This window comes from Mycobacterium sp. 1465703.0, from assembly GCF_001672975.1.
Lineage (GTDB): Bacteria > Actinomycetota > Actinomycetes > Mycobacteriales > Mycobacteriaceae > Mycobacterium.
This window is the reverse complement of record NZ_LZKU01000053.1, coordinates 18,764-33,261: the sequence shown is the minus strand read 5'-3', so window position 1 is coordinate 33,261 and position 14,498 is coordinate 18,764. Positions and strand designations below refer to the sequence as shown.

Below are 14,498 nucleotides of genomic sequence, written 5' to 3'. Positions count from 1 at the left end.
TGCCCGGCTGGTACGTTCGGTACCGCTCAGGACGCGCGCCTAGTCAGGCCGATGGGCGCCGGTATCCGGTCAGCCGAAATCCGTTGCCGGAAAACCCAATACGTCCACGCCTGATAGATCACCGTCAGTGGCGCCATGATCACCGTCACCCACGTCATGACTTTGAGGGTGTAGTGGGTGGAGGAGGCGTTGTAAATGGTCAGGCTCCACTGCTTGTTCAGCGTCGAGGGCACCAAGTTCGGATACAACGAGCCGAAGAGCAGGATCACCACGGCCGCGACCACCAGCGCGACGCAGGTGAACGCCCAGCCGTCGGATAGGCGCCGCCACACCAGCAGCACCGCCGTCAGTTGCGCTACCACCGCCACGGCCAGCACCAGCCACGTCCAGTCTTTGCCATGCGCCAGCTGCGTCCAAAGACCAAAGGCGGCAACCAGTCCGGTGACCGGCAACGACAACCAGACGCCGAATCGGTGCGCGTCCTCGCGGATGGCACCGGAGGTCTTCAACCCGACGAATGTCGCTCCGTAGAACAGGAACAGCCCGGCGGTGGCCAGTCCACCCAACAGCGTGTAGGCGTTGAGCACATCGGTGATCGAGAGGTGGATGTGGCCGTTGGCCTCCACCGGCAGCCCGCGCACCAGGATGGCGAACGCGACACCCCACAACAGTGCCGGCAGCCACGATCCTGCCGCGATGCCGAAATCGGCCCAGCCGCGCCATCTCGTGTCATCGATCTTGCCGCGCCACTCGATCGCCACGGCGCGCACGATCATGCCGAACAAGATCGCCAACAGCGGCAGGTACAGCGTGGAGAACACGGTCGCATACCAGGCAGGGAAAGCGGCGAACATGGCCGCGCCGCCGACGATCAGCCACACTTCGTTGCCGTCCCACACCGGTCCGATGGTGTTGAGCGCGGTGCGGCGCAGCGGTTCGGGTTCGCCGATGCCGACGCGGGCGAACGGTTCCATCAACATGCCCACGCCGAAGTCGAAGCCCTCGAGGACGAAGAAACCCACGAACAGCATCCCGAGGATGCCGAACCACAACTCCTGCAGTCCCACTCCGATCAGCTCCTTTCGGCGTCGGTCAGCCCCGGTCGCCCGTCAGTAGGCGAAGGACAGCGGTGCCACCTCGTCGTCGCTGGGCGTTTGCGGGGGAGCGGGTTCCGCGTCGTGTTCCAGCGGCCCTTCGACCACGTAGCGCTTGAGCAGAAAGAACCACAGCACCGCGAGCACCGCGTAGACGAGGGTGAAGACCACCAGAGATGTGATGACCATGCCGGGCACGTGATGCGAGACCCCTTGGCGGACGGTCATCCGGACCAGTTGGTCTCCGGTCGGGTTAGGCGCCACCACCCATGGCTGGCGGCCCATCTCGGTGAACACCCATCCCGAGATGTTCGCCAAAAACGGGGTGGGAATGGTCAGCAGGGCGAACCAGGACACCCAGCGGTTCTTGGGAGTTCGCCCGCCGCGGGTCACCCACAACACGGTCAGGGCGAACAGCACCGGAATCACCAGGAATCCGATCATCGCCCGGAAGGACCAATAGGTCACGAACAGGTTCGGCCGGTAGTCGTCGGGTCCGAAGCGTTGCTGATACTCCTGCTGCAACTCGTCCACCCCGCGCAGCGTCACGCCGCTGAACTTGCCTTCGGCCAGGAACGGCAGCACGTAGTGCACCTTGATCACTTCTGCGACGCTGCCGCAGTTGTTATGCGTTCCGATGGTCAGCACCGAGAAGTCGGGATCGGATTGGGTGTGGCACAACCCCTCCGCCGAGGCCATCTTCATCGGCTGCTGGACGAACATCAGCTTGCCCTGACGGTCGCCGGTGAAGAACAGCGCGACAGCCGCGATCAGTACAACCCCGCAGCCCAGGATGGCCGCCGGTCGAAACATGGTGCGGGCGTCGGTTTGCGCTTCGGGGGTGGACGACTCCGCCTTGCGCGAGCGCACCATCCACCATGCGCTCACCGCTGCCACGAACGTGCCGGCAACCAGCAGCGCCCCCGTCACGGTATGTGTAAACGCCGCCTGCGCAGTGTTATTGGAGAGCAGGGCGAAGATGTCGTCGAGTTCTGCGCGTCGCGTCGCCGGGTTGTAGTGCGCGCCGACCGGGTGCTGCATGAACGAGTTCGCGGCGATGATGAAAAACGCCGAGGCGTTGACGCCGATGGCGACGATCCAGATGCTGGCCAGGTGGATGAGTTTTGGCAGTCGGCTCCAGCCGAAGATCCACAAGCCGATGAAGGTGGACTCGAAGAAGAAGGCGAACAATCCCTCCATCGCCAGGGGTGCACCGAAGATGTCGCCGACGAACTTGGAGTACTCGGACCAGTTCATCCCGAACTGAAATTCTTGGACGATCCCGGTCGCCACGCCGATGGCGAAGTTGATCAAGAACAGCTTGCCGAAGAACTTGGTCAGTCGGTACCAAGCGGTGTTACCGGTCGCCACCCACACCGTTTGCATGATCGCGATCAGCGGCGCCAAACCGATCGTGAGCGGCACGAAGATGAAGTGGTAGACGGTAGTGATACCGAACTGCCACCGCGAAATATCGACGACATTCATCTGTCATCTCCCAAACTGCGGAGGCCCGACCAACGGCTACGACAGAGTGTAGTAGATGAGTCGGCGCCGGCGCTAGCTACGCCCCCGTGGTGTCGAGGGTCTTGGACGCCTTGCGGATTCCGAACGACGAAACGATCTCGAACACGCCGATGACTACCAACCACGCGCCGACCACGATGGCCAGGGTGAAGAGCGACTCAAGCGGCGAGGCCAGAATGACGACGCCGGCGAGCAGGCTGATGACGCCGACAAAGATTGACCACCCTCGCCCCGGCAGTTGCGGATCACTTATGGCCGAGACCGTCGTCCCGACACCACGGAAGATGAAACCGATGCCAATCCATATGGCTAGGAAGAGGATTGCGGTCAGCTGATCTCTACCGAAGTGACGAAACGCCAGCACCGCGAGTATGAGCGACGCCGCCCCACTGATGAACAGCAGGATCCGGCTTCCCGCCGAGACATGAAGGCTGAAGGCAAAGAAAACCTGTGCTGCACCGGTAATCAGCAGATAGACACCGAACAATATGGCAGCGGCCAGAATGGTTTTTCCCGGCCACGCCAGTACCAGGACACCGAGGACAAGCGACAGAATTCCCGACAGCAGAGCGGATTTCCACAGATGCGGCAGCAAGCTTGGAACGGGGTGGGTTCCAGGAGAGCCAGGGGAGATAGTCATGGCCGCAGTCTGGCACAAACGTGAGCTGTGGTACAGGGACTTCCGTCAGACTTGGACGGTGCGGGGATGCTCGGCACGCAGGTCGGTAGGTTCCTCGCCGGCCTTACGGCCGATGAGATACCAGGTGCGCATGACGCCCTTGCCCTTGACTTCGATCCGCCCGCGTTCTTGCAGAACGAAGTCGTGTTTGAGGCGTTCGTACATCCCCTCGGGAACTTGGATTCGGCCGACCGAATCGGTGGACTCCATCCGTGAGGCGACGTTGACCGCATCACCCCACACGTCGTAGAAGAACCGGCGCGAACCCACCACACCGGCCACGACCGGTCCGCAGGCCATGCCCACCCGCAGCGGGACCGCCCGGCCGTGCGGATCATTCAGCGCGGCAACAACATTGGCCATGTCGAGCGCGAAGTCGGCGAGAGCGAAGGCGTGGTCCGGCCGCGCGCGGGGGACCCCGCTGACCACCATGTAGGAGTCTCCGCTGACCTTGATCTTCTCCAGGCCGTGTTTGTCCACCAACTCGTCGAAAGCGCTGTACAGCCGGTCCAGGAACCGCACCAGATCGGTCGGCGCTGTGCTGCTGGCACGTTCGGTGAAACCGACGATGTCGGCGAACAGGACCGAGGCCTCGTCGTACTTGTCGGCGATGATGTTCCGGTCGGTGCTTTTGAGACGTTCGGCGATGCTGCCCGGCAACATGTTGGCCAGCAGCGCCTCCGAGCGCTGATACTCGGATTCCATCACCGCCTCGGCGCGGGCGGTGTCACGCAGGGCGAACCACACCGTTACCACCACCATCACGACGCTGGAAATCGCGGTGACGACAAAGCCGGTCGACTGGACCCACGCCGGCTGCAGGCCGGTGTTGCGGGGGACCAGAAACTCGACGGCGATGATCAGGCCGGCCGCGACGGCCGCCAGCACCGAGGCCAACACGATGTGTTCGATCCCCAGCAACAGCACGACTATGCAGGCACCCACCAGAAAGAAGAACTGACCTCCCGCGCCGGTACCTATATCCAGACAGCTGGCGAACACCGAGACGTAGGCCGCGCCCAAAAAGGTAAGCGGCGCAACCAGTTCGCCGAAGCGCTGCAACCATGGAACCATCGCGAAGACCATGACGCCGACGACATTGATCGTGCTGACCTGCCACAGCCACGTTCCGCTGAGGATCTGCACCAGCACAAAGCTCACGCTCACCAGGACGGCCAGCCATGCGGCGATGGTGAGGATCCGGGCTCGGCGGGCCGCGCTGTCGGCGTAGTGCTCATTGCGGGCGCGTGACTGAGTCCGCGCCGCGGCCACGCTGTCCGGGCGCTTCGACGAGCCGTCTGAGCACCTTGATGGGGCGCCACACATCTTGGCCGCCACGCCGTAAGCCTAACCGCTGACCTCGGTATTTGTCGGCGGTCCGGTCATGGTGAATTGAAGATGGCGAAGCCTCGAGGTCTGTGCGAGGCGATTCGTCAGTCGATCCTGCCGGTGAGGTCGAAATCGGCGAGGGTGCGCGCGGCCAGCTCACGCAAAGCGGGCTTTGTGTTCACGGCACCCGGTTGGTAGGCGTTGACGGTGATGTAGATGTTGGAGCCGCCCGTGCGCCAAGACTGCAGTGTCATCTGGCCGCCCGTTCGGTCGAGCCACTCTCGCGTCACGTGCTGCCCGGTCGCCCGCGTCATGGCGAGCTCGCCGTCGGTGCCATCGAGGCAGCACACGAGCGGATCGAGGTCGCCGAGATTCGAGCAAAGCATGGGGACGTCGGGGTCGTTGAGCCCGGCATCGACCATCCGCTTCAACGCCCGCTTCGGTGTGAAGGGGATCAGCGAGCGCAGCTGCAACGCCTCGTCTGGCTCTTCGCGCAGGGTCTTTCGTGCCTGCCGGATGGCGGCGCGAAGGCCAGTCAGATCCGTCGTCACCCGCGTTGGATCGACGCAGACGGTCGCAATCGACATTGCATTCGCCCGCACATCACCCTCGGCGCGGTCGTTCATCGGCAGGTGCAAGGTGACCATGCCGTCACCGGCGCGTCGGCGTCCCACACGCTCGGCAAATTTCGCAGCAAAGCCCGCGACCAGCGTGTTACCCATTCCGCCAAGGTCCTTCGCGCGGGCATCCCAGTCGTACGCGTCGACGCGGATCCAGGTAGCCGGCACGACGATCGGGTCATCGCCGTCACCGGCACGAAGCGCGACCGGTCGCACCGCAGGTGATCCGGCGAGCTCGCGGCGCGCACGACGGGCCACGCGTGCTGTCGTGACAAGAGCCCGGGCAACCTCAGGCATGTCGTGCGCCGTGTCGCGGGCATCCTGCACTATCGCGCGGGCTCGGGTACGTGAACCCGGTGGCGGATAGCCAAGCTCGCGGGTCTTGCCCAGGGCGGCCTCAGCTAATGCAATGGCGAGCCCGAGGCCGTCGAGCAGGTAGTGGGAAAGCACCAAGCTGACTGCGGTAGAGCCGTCGGTGAGGGGCAGCGCGGCGAGATGCCAGCCGTGGCGTCCTTCTGGATCGATGGGCAGTTGTGAGCGTTCGTCAGCCCAGTCGGTGAGTTCAGCCGGCGGACGGGCGCGGTCAGCGATCTCGATGTCCGGCAACCCGCGATTCAAGACCCACCGCGGCCGGCCGAACGGCAGGGGCGAAGGTTCAATGCGCCGACCCAACAGCCCGTAACTGAGGTTGTGGTGAAAACGCACAAGCCCCGCGACGTCGATCGCCTGCTGATAAATCCATACGCACTGGATGACTAGGTTCAGACCGGCGGCACGATGCCCCGCGAACAAGCCTTGGTCCACCAACGCGAGCCGATCATCGGATCGCGCATCGCCGTCGGACATGCGGCTGTTATCGGAGGCGCGGGCACGACGTATCCGGGCTGCCATCGATTAGCGTCCGGTGACACCGGATTCGCCCGCGACTGGCGGGGTCCAGAATTCGTCACGTAGCGCAACGCTGTCCGCGACGGCGCGGGTCTCGATGATCTCGTAGCAATTCATCGCAACGAGACTAGCTGATCGGTTGCGATCGGTTTGGATGAATAGCACGGGGCGAGCGCGGGATTCTCTCGGATATGAAGTGTTTCAGGGAAAAGCGTCCTGAGCCGTCGACTAATCTGTCGCCATGAATCAGCGCCGACCCAACAACGCGAATGGGGCCAAGGCTTTTCCTTTCGTGCATCAAAGGACAGCGCCGCATGCGGCATCGCGTTTGGACTCAATCTCGTGACCCCAGCCGCACAGAGCGGGACTGCGGGCCGCCCGGTCCTTTTGTTCGTGCTGGGGATGAACCGGTCCGGGACGTCGGCGCTCACGCGGGTTCTGTCGCTCTGTGGGGGTGCGCTCCCGGCCCGGCTGGTGGGCGCCATGCCGGGGAATCCAAGCGGTCATTGGGAGCCGCGCGCAGCCAACTACCTGAACGAAGCAATTCTGCGCCGCTGTGGCAGCACCATGTTCGACCCGACACTGCGCCTGCGGGAGGAAGGGGCGTTCGACGCCGAGCAGAAGGCCGCCGCAATCGCCGAGATCGGGGCGTTTCTCGCCACGTTGCCGCCCCAGCCGCTGGTGGTTATCAAGGACCCGAGGATCACGTTGCTGTGCGACTTGTGGTTCGAGGCGGCGCGCCTGGCTGGATTCGACATCGCGACAGTGATTGCGGTGCGCCACCCGCAGGAGGTCACCGGGTCGTTTGCGGAGCGCGCCGGAGACATGCCGGCGCTCGCGAGTGCTCTGTGGCTGAAATTCAATCTGGTGGCCGATCAGGACACCCGCGCGGTGCCGCGCGTGTTCGTCGAATACACCAATCTCCTCGACAACTGGGGTCAGGAAGTGGAACGGATTTCCAGGGCGCTGGGCATCGACCTCAGCAGGCGGGATGAGGGCGCGATCGACGAGTTCCTCAAACGTGATCTACACCGCCAGCAATACTGCGGGCCGGTGACGGAGTTCTTCGGCACAGACTGGGTTTCCACGGTCTACGCCACACTGCAGGCGGCCGCGCGGGACGAGCGCTGGGATCAGTGTGTGCTGGACCGCGTTTTCGAGGCGTATCGCGCGAGCGAACGCGATTTCCGCACGGTGTTAGGTGATTTCCAGCGTCTCGCCAAGCTCAACCGGATTTTCCGCCCATCCATCATGAAGCTGAACTACAAGCTGCTGGCAATGACTGGCCGTCGCAGCGGAACTTGGACCTAAGCGCCGTAACCGGATCGGGCGCCATGTGAGCAACCGGGTTCCAGCCGCCTGTTCAGGCGATGCCGAGGCCCTTGATCACCTGAAAGAAACCGATCACGACGAAGACAGCAATCATGACTTGTCGACGGCGAGCCAGCGCCCAGTCGTGCACCGGCCGCAGTACCGCCTGCGTTTTCGCCGGTGTTGCCAGATGGCTGATGAGGGTGATCTCGACAACCGCAAACATCGCCAGGACAAAGGCGATCGTGGCGCCGACCTGAGTGCCGATCGAGGTACCGGAGGCCACGATGGTGGTGTCCACGAACAGCACCAGCAGAGGTGGCGGCAAGCCCAGCAGTCCGAAAACCACCGAGACCCACAAGGATCCGTCGTCCCACGCTTTTTGCAGACGGCCGAGCAGCCGTCGGATCGGTGATCCGCCTTGCGTCGCCGCATCCGCCGAGATGCCCAACGGCGAGATCGGGGACGGTTTATCCGAGTCCAGCACCAGGACGGACGCATCGTCGTCGTGCGTCGGTACGCGCGTCCGCTGACGCGCGCGGGAGCGCAATGTCATCAGGGTGGCGATTGATAACGCGAGCACTCCGGAGCCGAGTTCAATGTGTCGGACGGTGGAGCTGGGAGCCGTGCTCGAGCCGGTGATGTTTTGCGCGAAAGAGGCAAACGTCGGTGTCAAGTGCAGCACCACCAGCGGAATCAGCAGGAAGACAAGGTTCACTGTTAGGCCGCCGACCCAGTAGGCCAGCAGGTTTTGCACGGGCCGCGGTCGGGAGATCATCAGCAGGATGATGGCCAGAAGCACCGGATTGATCGCCACCAGAAACGCCAGCCCGAAAAGTGAGCCCCACACGGCGGGAAACACTACACGGCTCGTTCTTGAAATTTCCCTGCTGGATTATTCGAAATTTTCTGTGCTGGCTTATTCGCGGGATCCGGTGTGAAACATGGGGCATCCGCGAAGATCGTTGACATAAAAGGGAGTGGTGTGCTGTGGTGCAACTTATCAACACCATAGGGATTCAATGAGGGTCGAAGAGCCTGCACTGCGCGATCTGTGTACGAACTCGGCGTCGCGATTTCAGCTGTGGGTCGAGTTCTTGCGGACCATTCGAGTCGAGTCGATGGCCGAAATCGGCGTCTATCGCGGTCGCTTCGCGGCCGAGATGCTCGCTGCCTGCAGTTCGATCCACAGGTACTACATGATCGATCCGTGGCGGCACCTGGACGACTGGAACAAGCCGGCCAACACGGACGACGACCGGTTCGCTGCCTATCTGGCGGAGACCAAGGCCAACACCGAGTTCGCGGGAGACAAGCGCATCATCCTGCGCGGGACGACGACGGAGGTCGTCGACCAAATCCCGGACGACAGCCTCGACTTCGCCTACGTCGACGGCGACCATACTCTGCGGGGTATCGCCATCGATCTCATCAACGTCTATCCCAAGGTCCGCTCCGGCGGCTGGATCGGAGGAGACGACTTCACCCACACGGTCTGGCAGCACGGGGATCGGTTCGAGCCGACCCTGGTGTTTCCGTTCGCCGTCCACTTCGCCGAGGCGGTGGGGGCTCGGATCTTTGGCCTGCCTCACCAGCAATTCCTCATTTGCAAGCCAGCAGAAGCGAGGACAGGCTTCGAGTTCGTCGACCTCACCGCGAGCTACCCTGACACCACTTTGCAGGGGCAATTCCGGCTCCGGCGCGTTGTCCGCGGCTGGTTCACCGACACGTTCTCGCGCGGGATGCTGGCCGAGTTGCGGAGCATGAAAGGCTAGTCTGCGCAATGGAATTTGTGCTGGCGTTCTACGGAACCCGCGGCGATGTCGAACCCGGTGTCGCGGTCGGTCGCGAATTGCTGCGCCGTGGGCACCGTGTCCGCATGGCCGTCGCGCCCGACTTGGTCGGCTTCGTCGAGTCAGCTGGGGTTGCGGCGGTAGCTTGTGGGCCGGATGCGCAGCTGTGGCAGGACGTGCATCGCGACCTGTTGACGCGTTTGTTCCGCAACTTCTGGAAGGTCGGGCAGCTGAGCCGGTCGGTACGCGAAGACTGGAAGTTGTTCGACCAGTTCTGGCAGGACACCAACAAGACCTTGATGTCGCTGGCGGACGGGGCCGACCTGTTGCTCACCAGCGTGATCGGCGAGCAGCCCGTGGCCAATATTGCGGAGTACTACGACGTTCCATTGGCCACGCTGCATACCTTCCCGGTGCGGGCCAACGGCCAACTCATTCCGGGCCTGCCAGCGCCGGTGGGCCGCTCTGCAATGACGCTGTCCGAGTGGCTGGGTTGGCCCATGGGCAAGAAGCGCGAGGACACCCAACGGCGCGAACTGGGTTTGGCAAAAGCGACCGGGCCGTCGTCGCGACGGATCGCCAAACGCGGATCCCTGGAAATCCAGGCCTACGACGAGGTTTGCTTTCCAGGGCTGGCTGCCGAATGGGCGAAATGGGGTGGCCAACGGCCCTTTGTCGGCGCGCTGACGATCGAGTTGCCGACGGATGCCGATGACGAGGTCGCCTCGTGGATTGCCGCGGGAACACCGCCGATTTTCTTCGGGTTTGGCAGCACGCCGGTCAAGTCTCCCGCCGACACCGTAGCCATGATCGGCGCGGCGTGCGCCGAGTTAGGCGAGCGGGCGTTGATTTGTTCCGCGGCAACCGACTTCAGCGACGTCCCGCATTTCGAGCATGTCAAGACCGTGGCCGCGATGAATTACGCGCCCGCGTTTCCCGCCTGCCGCGCGGTTGTGCACCACGGTGGCACCGGCACCACCGCCGCGGGCCTACGTGCCGGAGTCCCTACCTTGATCCTTCCGACGTTCGGCGATCAGACGTTGTGGGGGACCCAGGTTAAAAGACTGGGAGTTGGCTTCGCCCGGCGCTTTTCAAGCGCTACTCAGGAATCGCTGGTTGCGGACCTGCGCCGGATCCTGGCCCCGGAATGCGTTGCCCGGGCTCGGGAGATCTCTACTCGGATGACGAAATCGGTCGAAAGCGTTGCGGTCGCCGCTGATCATCTGGAACATTGCGCTCGACGGCGACATCGGCACTGACCGTCTTGGGGTTATCGGTGGTCGACCCCGACAGGATCGCCTTGCGTGATTGATGACATTGCCGCACGGTTTTCGTCGACGAAGGTTAGCCGGCAACTGACGCCCATGGCCCGGCCACATCGCGTGCAATCCCCGGTTACTGAAACCCGTCGAGCGGAGCTCGGTCCCGAGCCGATAGTGCGACAGCTGGACAGGCATGGCACTCTATTTCACGTCTGTACAGCAAGCGGTGTGACGACGGATAGGCGGGACAATGCCTGCAGGCGTGTTCGGACGTAGCGACGCCGAGATCGACTTCCTAGTGCGTGGCCAGCGGTCGGGAATAGCCGTTGTGGGTTTTGGCTACATCGGAACGGTGATTGGTGCCGTCTTGGCTGACCGCGGCTGGCCGGTGACCGGGATCGACGTGAGGCAGAGCGTCGTCGACGAGATCAACCTGGGCAAGACCACCGTGGCTGAGCCGGGGCTCAGCGAACTGGTGTCCCACAACGTACGGGTCGGCCGGCTTCGCGCCACGACCGATTTCGGCGCCGTCGCGGAAAACGATTTCGTCATCGTGAACGTCGGTACGCCGCTTGGTCCGGACTATGAGCCCGTTGTCGAAGACATCGAGGCGGCGGCCCGTGCCGTTGGAGAGCACCTGTTGCCCGGCCACGTGGTCATCCTCAAGAGCACGGTGCCGCCCGACACCACCGAAAGTCTCGTTCGGCCGATCCTTGAAGAGACGTCAGGGCTGCTGGCGGGCGTCGACTTCGGATTGGCGTTCTGCCCCGAGCGGCTTGCCGAAGGCCAAGCCATCCACGAGCTCACGTCGATCCCCGTCGTGGTCGGTGCGGTCGATGAGCGCAGCGCTCGCGCTTGCGCCACACTGTGGCGGCACGCCCTTGGAGTGGGCTCCGTTGTCGTTGACAATCCACGCACCGCGGAGATGGTCAAGCTTGCGGACAACCTGTGGGTGGACCTCAACGTCGCGCTGGCCAACGAGCTGGCCAAGGTATGCGACCGACTCGGGATGGACGCCCTTCAGGTCATCGACGCGGCCAACACGATGCCGAAGGGCGGCGGCGTGGTGAACATCTTGAGGCCGAGCATGGGCGTCGGCGGCTACTGCTTGACCAAGGATCCGTGGTTCGTCAACCACCTGGGCGAGTCCCTAGGCCTCGACCTGGCAATCCCGCGCACGTCGAGAACTGTCAACGACACGATGCCTGCCTACACCTACGCGCTGCTCAAGCAACTGCTCGCCGATCAGGGCAAGGCAATCGAAACGAGCAAGATTGCGGTGCTGGGCATCGCGTTCAAGAACAACACCGGCGACTGCCGCCTCACCCCCAGTAAGTACGTCGTCGACTTGCTCGAGGAGTCCGGCTGCCAGCTTTCGATCCATGATCCGTGGGTGTCGGACGAGGAGGCCCGCACGGTGACGAAGCGTCCCCTGACCGGAGACATCGAGTCGGCGGTCGAGGATGCCGATGCCTTGGTGGTCCTCGCGGGTCACCGACAGTTCCATCAGATCCCTCTGGTTCAGCTCGCGGACCTGGCGGGGCCAAGGTGTGTGGTCCTCGACGGACGGAATAGCTTCGACCCTGCAGCGGTGCGCGCCGCCGGCTTCGTCTACAAGGGAATCGGTCGATAGACGAAGCAAAACCCCGACAAAGAAAGAGCATTCATGTCCAACGTCGTCGTCACAGGCGGCTATGGCTTCATCGGATCGCACTTGGTCGCCGCATTGCTGGACCGCGGCGATTCGGTGACCGTTTTCGACTTCGCCAAAAGCGCCCGCGACACGAGTATCGACTTTGACCGACACGCCAACTTCCGATTCGTGCCGGGCGATGTGACCGACATCGGCGCCCTCGAGAACGCGCTCACGGCCGACGTCGACACGGTCTTCCATTTGGCCGCGGTCGTCGGCGTCAAAAACTATCTCAAAGACCCGCTGCGGGTTCTCGACGTCAACGTGACCGGAACGCGCAACGTCCTCGAACTGAGCCATCGCCATGGCGTGCATGTGGTGTACGCCAGCACATCCGAGGTCTTTGGGAAAAACCCCAATCCTCCGTTCGCCGAAGACGACGATCGCGTTCTCGGTTCGACGAGGACCGCGAGGTGGAGCTACAGCACCAGTAAGGCCATGGCCGAGCATCTTGTTTTTGCGATGCACGCGGCCTACGCATTGCCGGTGACGGTGGTTCGGTATTTCAACGTCTACGGTCCGCGACAGGCTCCGATATTCGTGATTTCACAGAGCATTCACCGGATCCTCAATGGCCGCCGGCCGTTGCTGTACGACGCGGGTGACCAAACACGGTGCTTCACCTACGTTGACGACGCGGTGGCCGGCACGTTGCTTGCGTCCGAGAGCAGCGCTGCGATCGGGCAGGCCTTCAACATCGGAAGCATGACCGAGACGACGGTGGGCGACGCTGTCACTCTCGCCATCAAGCTCGCGAATCTCGACACCGTCACTGAAACCGAAGCTATCGACACCGCAGCGCGATACGGCGATCGCTATGAGGACATCCCTCGTCGGATCCCGGACTCGAGCAAGGCGCAGCGGGAGCTGGGATGGCGCCTGCAGGTCGACCTAGAAGAAGGGATCCGTCGCACCATCAATTGGGCGCGGGCCAACCCGTGGTACCTCGAAGGGCCGGCAGGGGAGTCGTAAGGCAGCCCATGACGCGGCAGCTGCGGTGCGGTGACCTCGACGCGGAGCCGCTTTGACCCCCCATCCCTTCGGTTCGAAGGCCTTGGGTTTCATGCGCTCGGCGCAACTCTTCGGCAGCTCAATTACCCAGAGTCGAACCGATTTATCCGACCAGAGTCGCGTCATCGGGCATTCCTGCTGGAGCCCTGCGTAGTCTGCCATACTCCATTGATGCGCCTCAGCCATATATCCGGCCCGGGACTCGTGTGCGACAGCGCCGGAAATGTGTCCCACTGTTCGGGCTGCTTCACCACCGTCGAGACGTAATGCAGGCAGAAACTTGTTGGCCGGGGACCGTGTGAACGAGATTACTAGAGAATGCCGACTATGTGGGTCGACTGGTCCCCACCGCACCATCGTAGTTCGCGAGATGATGTTCGGAACCCGAGAGCGGTTTGAATATTATATGTGCGCTGAGTGCGAGACGTTGCAAATGGTGAATGCGCTCGAGGGTGAAGAGCTCATGCGCCATTATCCGCCAAAATATTATGAATACAACGCTGCACTCCAGCCAGGTATTTTCCGATGGCTCATTACGCAGGTAGACCGCTACAAATTGCACACCGGCGGCCGGCTGGTCGGCGCCCTCCTAGCGAGGCGCTTGGTCGACGGTATCCTTCGCCTTCTCGCCGGAGGAGACGTCATCGGAATGCTCGCTCAGCTTCCGCTTGAACGGGACGCGCGAATTCTGGACGTGGGGTGTGGAGGCGGTGCACTGCTTGACCGGTTGGCCGGGGCAGGATTCAACAATTTGTCCGGCGCAGATCCGTTCATCGCGGCCGATGGCCAGACGCCTCGAGGAGTGCCGCTGATAAAGCGCGATTTAAGTGAAGTGAATGGCGAATTTGATCTCATCATGTTCAATCATTCGCTGGAACATGTTCCTGACCCGGGTGCGACGCTTAAGGTGGCTTACGAGAAGCTCGCCGCCGGAGGCATTTGCCTGGCTCGCGTGCCGACGACCTCATCCGAGGCATGGAATACCTATAGGGCGGACTGGGTGCAGATAGATGCGCCTCGGCATTTCGTCGTACCATCACGGGAGGCAATGGCGCTGGTAGCTGATAAGGCCGGCCTGCGAGTGGAGCGGACATTTGACGATTCGAATTTAGGTCAGTTCATGGGGAGCGAAGCCTATCGGCGGGATGTTGCAGCGACCGACCCCAGAATTCTCCGGATGTTTGGACCCAAGCAAATCTGGGAGTGGGAGAAACGCGCGGACCAACTCAATCGACAGGGCCGCGGTGACCAGACCGGTTTTGTCTTGCGGGCCAAGTAAGGGCACGGGAAA

Annotated in this window: 12 protein-coding genes; 6 read left to right on the top strand and 6 right to left on the bottom strand. The window is 62.8% G+C overall.

The annotated features are described in order from the left end of the window. Positions 1-26: 26 nt before the first annotated feature. The 5 genes from cydB to A5625_RS04805 form a co-directional block, all read right to left on the bottom strand. Positions 27-1,067 (bottom strand): cytochrome d ubiquinol oxidase subunit II, encoded by a 1,041-nt coding sequence (gene cydB, locus A5625_RS04825; RefSeq protein WP_066989552.1) that lies wholly within the window; start codon positions 1,065-1,067, stop codon positions 27-29. A gap of 42 nt (positions 1,068-1,109) precedes the next feature. After that, positions 1,110-2,582 carry a cytochrome ubiquinol oxidase subunit I gene (locus tag A5625_RS04820; RefSeq protein ID WP_066989550.1) on the bottom strand — a complete coding sequence of 491 codons (1,473 nt, stop codon included), beginning with the start codon at positions 2,580-2,582 and terminating at the stop codon, positions 1,110-1,112. A gap of 76 nt (positions 2,583-2,658) precedes the next feature. Next, positions 2,659-3,279, bottom strand: a complete 621-nt coding sequence (locus A5625_RS04815; protein WP_369829982.1) for an HdeD family acid-resistance protein — start codon at positions 3,277-3,279, stop codon at positions 2,659-2,661. A 27-nt stretch (positions 3,280-3,306) separates the two neighbouring features. After that, positions 3,307-4,638, bottom strand: coding sequence for an adenylate/guanylate cyclase domain-containing protein (locus A5625_RS04810; RefSeq protein ID WP_066989546.1), 1,332 nt, complete (start codon positions 4,636-4,638; stop codon positions 3,307-3,309). Between the two features lie 95 nt (positions 4,639-4,733). After that, positions 4,734-6,140, bottom strand: a complete 1,407-nt coding sequence (locus A5625_RS04805) for a hypothetical protein (RefSeq protein WP_066989545.1) — start codon at positions 6,138-6,140, stop codon at positions 4,734-4,736. A 399-nt stretch (positions 6,141-6,539) separates the two neighbouring features. Between A5625_RS04805 and A5625_RS04800 the strand changes: the two genes are divergently transcribed. Beyond that, on the top strand, positions 6,540-7,448 hold the full coding sequence (locus A5625_RS04800; RefSeq protein WP_066989543.1) for a sulfotransferase family protein: 909 nt from the start codon (positions 6,540-6,542) through the stop codon (positions 7,446-7,448). A 52-nt stretch (positions 7,449-7,500) separates the two neighbouring features. Here A5625_RS04800 and A5625_RS04795 read toward each other — a convergent pair whose 3' ends face one another. Beyond that, positions 7,501-8,298 carry a GAP family protein gene (locus A5625_RS04795; protein ID WP_066989607.1) on the bottom strand — a complete coding sequence of 266 codons (798 nt, stop codon included), beginning with the start codon at positions 8,296-8,298 and terminating at the stop codon, positions 7,501-7,503. 271 nt (positions 8,299-8,569) lie between these two features. Here A5625_RS04795 and A5625_RS04790 point away from each other — a divergent pair, with 271 nt between their 5' ends. The 5 genes from A5625_RS04790 (at position 8,570) to A5625_RS04770 (ending at position 14,486) form a co-directional block, all read left to right on the top strand. Beyond that, positions 8,570-9,223, top strand: a complete 654-nt coding sequence (locus A5625_RS04790; RefSeq protein ID WP_197515969.1) for a class I SAM-dependent methyltransferase — start codon at positions 8,570-8,572, stop codon at positions 9,221-9,223. An 8-nt stretch (positions 9,224-9,231) separates the two neighbouring features. Further along, positions 9,232-10,500, top strand: coding sequence for a glycosyltransferase (locus tag A5625_RS04785; RefSeq protein WP_066989539.1), 1,269 nt, complete (start codon positions 9,232-9,234; stop codon positions 10,498-10,500). A gap of 265 nt (positions 10,501-10,765) precedes the next feature. Beyond that, positions 10,766-12,136, top strand: coding sequence for a nucleotide sugar dehydrogenase (locus tag A5625_RS04780; protein ID WP_232003438.1), 1,371 nt, complete (start codon positions 10,766-10,768; stop codon positions 12,134-12,136). 33 nt (positions 12,137-12,169) lie between these two features. Continuing rightward, on the top strand, positions 12,170-13,168 hold the full coding sequence (locus tag A5625_RS04775) for an NAD(P)-dependent oxidoreductase (protein ID WP_066989537.1): 999 nt from the start codon (positions 12,170-12,172) through the stop codon (positions 13,166-13,168). A 337-nt stretch (positions 13,169-13,505) separates the two neighbouring features. Then, the gene (locus A5625_RS04770) at positions 13,506-14,486 is read left to right on the top strand and encodes a class I SAM-dependent methyltransferase (RefSeq protein WP_232003437.1); all 981 of its coding nucleotides are present in this window, start codon (positions 13,506-13,508) and stop codon (positions 14,484-14,486) included. Positions 14,487-14,498: the final 12 nt, after the last annotated feature.